This window comes from Blautia sp. ZXY-1-C6, assembly GCF_056339875.1.
The window spans coordinates 1-6,912 of the sequence record NZ_JBWJVQ010000082.1 but is presented as its reverse complement, the minus strand read 5'-3'; the positions used below and the strand labels follow the sequence as shown (position 1 = coordinate 6,912).

At 38.1% G+C, this 6,912-nt stretch carries 6 protein-coding genes and 1 pseudogene; all 7 read right to left on the bottom strand.

All coding sequences use genetic code 11. The features are described from left to right. The coding region (locus tag AC075J_RS03220) for a DEAD/DEAH box helicase family protein (RefSeq protein WP_476389978.1) at positions 1 to 1,217 on the bottom strand (1,217 nt) is incomplete at its 3' end. 28 nt (positions 1,218 to 1,245) lie between these two features. Further along, the gene (locus AC075J_RS03215) at positions 1,246 to 1,851 is read right to left on the bottom strand and encodes a restriction endonuclease subunit S (RefSeq protein ID WP_147412532.1); all 606 of its coding nucleotides are present in this window, start codon (positions 1,849 to 1,851) and stop codon (positions 1,246 to 1,248) included. 23 nt (positions 1,852 to 1,874) lie between these two features. Then, complete coding sequence (gene xerA / locus AC075J_RS03210; RefSeq protein WP_118613562.1) at positions 1,875 to 2,843, bottom strand: site-specific tyrosine recombinase/integron integrase; 969 nt, start codon at positions 2,841 to 2,843, stop codon at positions 1,875 to 1,877. 45 nt (positions 2,844 to 2,888) lie between these two features. Further along, positions 2,889 to 3,350: a hypothetical protein gene (locus AC075J_RS03205; protein WP_020993945.1), complete on the bottom strand. Its 462-nt coding sequence runs from the start codon at positions 3,348 to 3,350 to the stop codon at positions 2,889 to 2,891. Positions 3,351 to 3,410: 60 nt separating this feature from the next. Beyond that, positions 3,411 to 4,142 carry a Fic family protein gene (locus tag AC075J_RS03200; protein ID WP_055058059.1) on the bottom strand — a complete coding sequence of 244 codons (732 nt, stop codon included), beginning with the start codon at positions 4,140 to 4,142 and terminating at the stop codon, positions 3,411 to 3,413. An 11-nt stretch (positions 4,143 to 4,153) separates the two neighbouring features. Further along, the gene (locus tag AC075J_RS03195) at positions 4,154 to 5,314 is read right to left on the bottom strand and encodes a restriction endonuclease subunit S (protein ID WP_161283217.1); all 1,161 of its coding nucleotides are present in this window, start codon (positions 5,312 to 5,314) and stop codon (positions 4,154 to 4,156) included. A gap of 20 nt (positions 5,315 to 5,334) precedes the next feature. Continuing rightward, positions 5,335 to 6,841: pseudogene (locus AC075J_RS03190) on the bottom strand (class I SAM-dependent DNA methyltransferase). Positions 6,842 to 6,912: the final 71 nt, after the last annotated feature.

Below are 6,912 nucleotides of genomic sequence, written 5' to 3'. Positions count from 1 at the left end.
AGTGAATTACGATCTGCCAGGAAAAGAATATTTTTTACCCATCCCTGCTCTGACAATACCTTGCAAAGTGCAATAACTGTACGTGTCTTTCCCGAACCTGTAGCCATAACAAGGAGAGCTTTTCTGCGATTTCTGGTGTCAAAACTGTCACAGACTGCCTTAATCGCAGCCTCCTGATAATATCGTCCTGCTATGTTTTTGTCTATGGAAATCTGTCCCAAACCTGAGCGCATCTGTCTGAGATTAAACAATTTTTCCAGATCCCGTTTGGAATAAATTGCTGCAATTTTTCTCTCCGGATACTGGTTATCACAGATACGGACATCAAAACCATTGGTGAGAAATACTACCGGTCTTCTGCCTTGTTTCTGCTCAATCAGATCAGCATATAGCTTCGCCTGCTGCCTGCCCTTTGCCACATCTGCACAGGTTCTCTTGGCTTCTATCACAGCCAGGATCTTACCATCATCACCAAGGAGAACATAATCTGCATATCCAACCTGTGACTTATTTGGCATACCCGGAATTCTGTATTCATTCATCCAGTTCTGTCCCTCAGTCCATCCGGCATCCTGCAACATAGAATCAATGTAAATCTTTCGGGTTTCATATTCTGAAATATCCAGTGGTTTAGTCACGTATGTCTGCTGCTGTTCTTCACGACGGGCGGTCAGTTCTTCCCTCAGGGCAGCATTTTCCTTTAACAATTGTTCCAGTTTCAGATCCGTTTCTGACTGACCAGCCTGATCGCCGACCGGCTGACTAACTGACTGATCCGCTGTATGAGCAGAATTTTCCTGCAGTAATGTAGAATCATAATTGCTGACAGTGTAATGATCTGCGTAACAATAAGCAACAAAATCCAGAAAAATATATAGATTTTGCAGACACAATTCTGCCTGTTCCTTCTTTACTTTCTGACCGGTATGGGCTGCAAAATTACCTGTTTTGCGTATAAATTCCATACGTTTCAAAAGATCTGCATCAATAATATCCCTGAATTCATCTGTACTCATCAGACTAACCAGTCTGTCATCCCATGGCATGACAAGGGCACTGTCCACAGAATACATCCATTTGACAGCAAATTCCATTGCCCGTCTGCAGTTAAGCACAGATGCTGCATAATCAAACTGAAAAATCCTTTCCGCAGAGATTGCTACATCTGCAAAATCTTTAAACTTTGGTTCATTTTTCAGGAAATCAAAATTAGTCATACTGACACCTCCCGAATCTTATGTTTTTTCACCCTGGGATACAGGGGAATTGTAGGGTTGAAATTTTATACAATTTAGATTTGTCGACTTGGTCAGCAAACAAATCAAATGATTTCTGAGAATTCATCGGAGGTATGTCCACCTCCAACTCTTTTAACTGAAAAATTTTAAATTCAGCAAAAGTTGATCCTGAACCTAACTTTGGATATTCTGCTTCGGTTCGCAACTTCATGTAAAATTGAAGATATCTTGAATCAAATACTGATCGTTCTGGAGAAATACACAGAACTCGGCCGTCTTTATAGTAAAATGGTTCATCCGTATCAACCATCCAAACTTGTCCTTTATTGCATATTGACGGTAAAAGTAAATCTCCACGCATAGGTTTTGAATCATCACTTGCAATCTTGCGATAATGTTCCATGCTAATTCTATAAGAATCTTCCGGCTGCTGCCCTGATGCCAAAACACCTATCTCCGTGCCTCTATAAAATGGAACTCCTTCAGCAACAAATTCTGTTGTAAATACTCGATGGCTGGATTTAACATCAGCTACTTCGCCTAGCTTGCAAGTTTTAAATTTATCTCCTGGCGTTGCTGGATTTCCAAACATCTCGACAAATCGGGCGTTCACAGCCTCATCTAAATACTGTAATATTAACTCATGTACTTTTGATGAGATGTTTTTACATTGTTCTGATTAACCATTGCATACTGCATAGTTGTGTCAATTTGTGAATGTCCAAGTATTTTTTGCACCTGTTCAATAGGCATTCCTTTATCAATAGCTCTGGTTGCCATAGTCCGTCTGAACTTATGCGGGTGTATTTTTTCCAAATCCAATTTTCTGCCTAACTGACGTAATCTTATTTCTACTCCACTGATTTTCAATCTGTCATATGGCGCATCTAGGGTCACAAATAATGCTTTATTTTCGTCTTTTCGACCTTCAATATATTCTTTCAGATGTACCTTTGCCTTGGCGTCAAAATATACCCTGCGTTCCTTATCACCTTTTCCATATACAATACACTCCCTGCCTTCCAAATCAATATCATCTATATTCAAATTAACCAGTTCTCCAACTCGGATTCCTGTGGAATACAGCAGATCAATAATGGCCAGATCCCTGATTTCCGTACAATGATCTCTCAGTTTCTCGATACTTTCATCGGAAATCGTATTCTTTACCACTGTCTTTGTTTTAATTTTATGTATCCTTCTCATTGGACTTTTCAGAATATAATCTTCTTCCTCAAGCCATGAAAAAAAGCTTGATATATTTCTTCGAATATTATCAATGGTAACATTAGAACAATTGCTGTTTTTCTGATAATCAGCCAGATATGTCCGTATCTCTTCGGTTGTAACTTTTCGCACAGAATTTCCCATTTGGGAAAGTAAATGCTCCACTGTTACCCGATAATACTGCAAGGTTCTTTCTGAACATCCTTCTATTTTCTTGGCATCCAGAAACATTTCCAGAAAATCTTTGTTTGGAATCTCTACTTTATCAGCTTCATTCTCTGCACATACTTTTAGCATTACTTCCTGAAGTTTTTTCATCTGTGCAATAGAAAGGTATTCTGACATCTCATTTAATATTTTTACAACTTTTTCTTCCATGCTGGTATACTCCCTCTTTATACCAGCATCCTTCAACCATTGTTTTTATAACATTTTATTTTCTCTGTAACTTTCATAAATATAAGATGGATTTTCATAGTAAACACTACTGTTATAATCATCTATTTTTTCGCTGATAAAGGAATTATAAACCTTGATCAGTGCATCAACTACCTCTATTTTCTCGCTGGCAGCTACCTGTTTTATCAAGCGTTTATATACTTTTCCAATATCCCAATGAGAGGGAATTGAATATTTGCATTCCTTGACATTATCGAACCTCCCTGTTGGTATGTGCGCCTCTGCAATAAAATCTTCACTAACCTGATCAATATTATCACAATGATACACATCTGCCAGATCATAGATTTTCTCCAGACGTTTCCTGCCTAATTGATTTACTACATCTGCACGAATATTTTTCGTTTTCCGCGAAATATAGTCAATCAGACTGCAAGTGTAAAACAGATCATTATCTTTCTTATCTTCCCGTCCGAGTCCTACCATTAAAGCACCTCACAATCTCTGTATTCAAGACATTTTAATGCATCCTTTGTACAAAATGCATTAGCCCATAAAGTATTTGCATTGCTGATAATATTCCTCAGCTTCTTTCTGCATTAATGAGACAAGCTTGTCTACTTTCTGCTCTTCTCTATATTGTTTAAGTCCATCAATATATTGACTTCGATTCTCATCCAATACAATAAATGGAAGAATATCCGGATTCTTTAGACTTTCCCGAAACATGATCATCCTTCCGGTTCTTCCATTTCCATCCTGGAAAGGATGAATTGCCTCATATTTGGCATGAAATTCCGCAAGGGTTCTCATATTTTTATTCTGTTCTCTATACCACTTTAGTAATTGGTTCATTTCCATCTCAACATCCTGTGGCAACGTTGTTCGATACATCCCTACCATATTTGGACGCTTTTTATAATCACCAATTGCATATCCATTCGCTCTGTCTTCGAATACTCCGGTCTTTAATTCATAATGCAGATGTTTGATTAGTTCCGGTGTCAACTCTTCATCAAGGGTATCAAGCATGTAATTGAACATAAGAAAATGGCCGTTCATTTCTTCAACATCTTTGGCTCTGTAATAGTCATCACTTTGCGGTAATGTTCCACTGTCAAAAAGAGAGGCTGTCTGTTCCGGAGTAAGTGTGCTTCCTTCAATTTTATTGGAATTATATGCCATGGCACGCTGTGTGTAAGCATATACACCAGATCTGTCAAAGCGTTTCCGTTCAATTATAAATCTCTCAACCAACCATTTTTTGTAATCCTGCACAAACTTCCCTCCTATCCGAAATATTCCTGCATTAACGAATCAAATAGCATCTGGGTTTTATCCAATGCTTTTTGAATTGCAACTTTAGATTTGTCGACTTGGTTGACGAAGTCTGCGAATTGTTTCTGAATCTCCATTGGTGGACGATACATCTTTATCTGCGCCATTGCACTAAGCACCAAATCTCTATTCGCAATCCCCTTAGTCAGCCTCTGAGATTGTTCAAAACAATAATCTCCATTCAGCATATTTTCAAAAAAAATTCCATTTAATTTAGACTTATCAAATTTTAACACTGCGACATGGACCCAGTTCGCAAATTCTTCATCAATATCTATCAATTTTGCGATTCCAGTTGTTCCACCTTTGCTATAAAGCATATCACCTTTTTCAGGATGACATTTCTTTATCGCATTAGCATAATCTTCATCAGAAATGTATCTTGCCGTAGAAAAATCTATGTAACCATTGACAATATTTCTAACGGAAATGAATGGATGTCCACCATTTTCTTTTCCAATATCAGGCAACGATTTATGAGGTCCATCTTTTATATAAAAGCATTCATCACCAATAGTTGTTTCGCTCCATCTCATCGGATTAGTTGCCGGATCACCAAACATCTCGACAAATCGGGCTTTAATGAGATCATCTAATGAAGACAATTCTCTTTTCCTTAGAGCAATAATTTCACTTACTTTTTCCAATGTCTCCACTGCTTTTTTTTGATAGACAATATCTGGAAGATTTATCTCAATGTTTGAAACAATTGACTTAGATAATTCCTTGAAGGTCGCACCCCGCCCAAGTGAATTAAGAAAAACCGTATTTCCCTTTAAGAACCAGTATAAATATTTATTATTTATTTTTTTAGAACAAATTAGATTCTTAAATCCTTGGTTACAATACATCTCACAGCCAGCTATAGCCACCTTACCAATAGGTGCTCTTGATGAAAGAATCACTGTTCCCTCTGGAAATGATTTTAATCCTGTTTTTTTAACTGCAAGTTCTGTAATCTTACGTACACTATCAGTAATAATATACGTATCATCATTTAATTCTGCAGGTGTTATCCATTTGATAGTCCCCTCCCAATACTCATCTATATTGGTTTTCGGGGTACTGCCTGATACAATTTCACAAATATCACCAAGCTTATATTTTTCCATCTCTACCATCCCTACAAACCTTAATTTAACCCCAGCAACTCTTCCAAAGCCTGCATTTCTTCTCCAATTTTCATCTCAATTTCATGCAGTTCTGTCATGATTTCCTGTGTTGATGGGTATTCTACTGGTACATATTCGATTTCTTTGTATTTGTTAATGCTCAGATCATAGCCGTTTTCTGCAATTTCTTCTTTTGGTACAAAGAAACTCTGCTCTGTGCGTTTACGGTCAGTCTCTTTATCCAGGTTTCTGAAACGCTCTATGATATCCGGAATGTCATTTTCTTTCGTTTCTGTTCTCTTATCATCAAGGCTAAAACCATCCGCTTTCATATCATAAAACCAGACTTTATCAGTTCCACCATGTCCTGTTTTGGTAAAAATCAAAATAGCTGTAGATACTCCTGCATATGGTTTAAACACGCCGGAGGGCATGGAAATCACTGCTTCCAGACGGTTTTCTTCTACCAGGGCTTTTCTTATGGCTTTATGGGCAGTTGAGGAACCAAACAGAACTCCGTCCGGTACAATACATGCACATCTACCACCAATTTTCAGCATACGGATAAACAATGCAAGAAACAGTAATTCTGTTTTCTTTGTTTTACATACTTTCAATAAATCTGCGCTTACAATATCGTAATCCAGACTTCCCTTAAATGGCGGATTAGCCAGAATCAAACTGTATTTTTCCTTGTCTGTATTCTGATCTGACAGACTGTCTCTGTACTCAATATATGGATTCTCCACACCATGGGTCATCATGTTCATTGCACCGATCCGAAGCATGGTCCTGTCCATATCATAACCATGGAACATGTGATTCATATAATGTTCCTTGTTTTGTCTGTTAAAAAGAACCTCCTGCTTTTTTTTATCTCGCAAATATTCACTTGCAGCAACCAGAAAACCAGACGTACCGCATGCCGGATCACAGATGATTTCATCTGCCTTAGGATCCATCATTTCCACCATCATTCGGATAATGTGCCTCGGTGTACGGAACTGACCATTTACGCCTGCCGTAGCAAGTTTTGAAAGCAGATATTCATATACATCGCCCCGGGTGTCTGCTGACTTAATCTGTTCCATCTGCTCATAAATGGCATCCATAGTCGTCACAATCTTATCCAGCATCAAAGGAGTCGGTACTTTAAAAATTGCATCTCCCATATATTTGGAATAGGCACTTTCCTTATCTCCATGGAGATTTTTTATAAACGGAAATACCCACTCCTGCATAGTGCTATACATTTTTGCAGCAGGAAAATCATGAAAAGTACTCCATTTCAGCTGGCTTCCATCAATTTTTCGGTCTCCAATCTGTATTTCCCCGGCAAATATACTTCTTATGTGGCAAACCAAGCATTGCCGCCTCTTTTGCACGGACATTGTCTGCATCATCCAGATCGCGGATAAACATCAGATATGTCATCTGCTCAATTACATCCAACGGATTAGTCAGTCCTCCTGTCCAGAATAATTCCCATAAATTATCAATTTTACTTTTTAATTCTCCGGTAACCATATCATTCGTTCTCCCTGTTCCAAACGTAAGAAGTATACCTTCCCCCGCCTATTTTTATTATCTGATTGTTC

Coding starts and splice junctions, on each gene's coding strand:
- xerA (WP_118613562.1), bottom strand. CDS start 2,843: ATGGAAGAAAAAGTTGTAAAAATATTAAATGAGATGTCAGAATACCTT.
- AC075J_RS03205 (WP_020993945.1), bottom strand. CDS start 3,350: ATGGTAGGACTCGGACGGGAAGATAAGAAAGATAATGATCTGTTTTAC.
- AC075J_RS03195 (WP_161283217.1), bottom strand. CDS start 5,314: ATGGAAAAATATAAGCTTGGTGATATTTGTGAAATTGTATCAGGCAGT.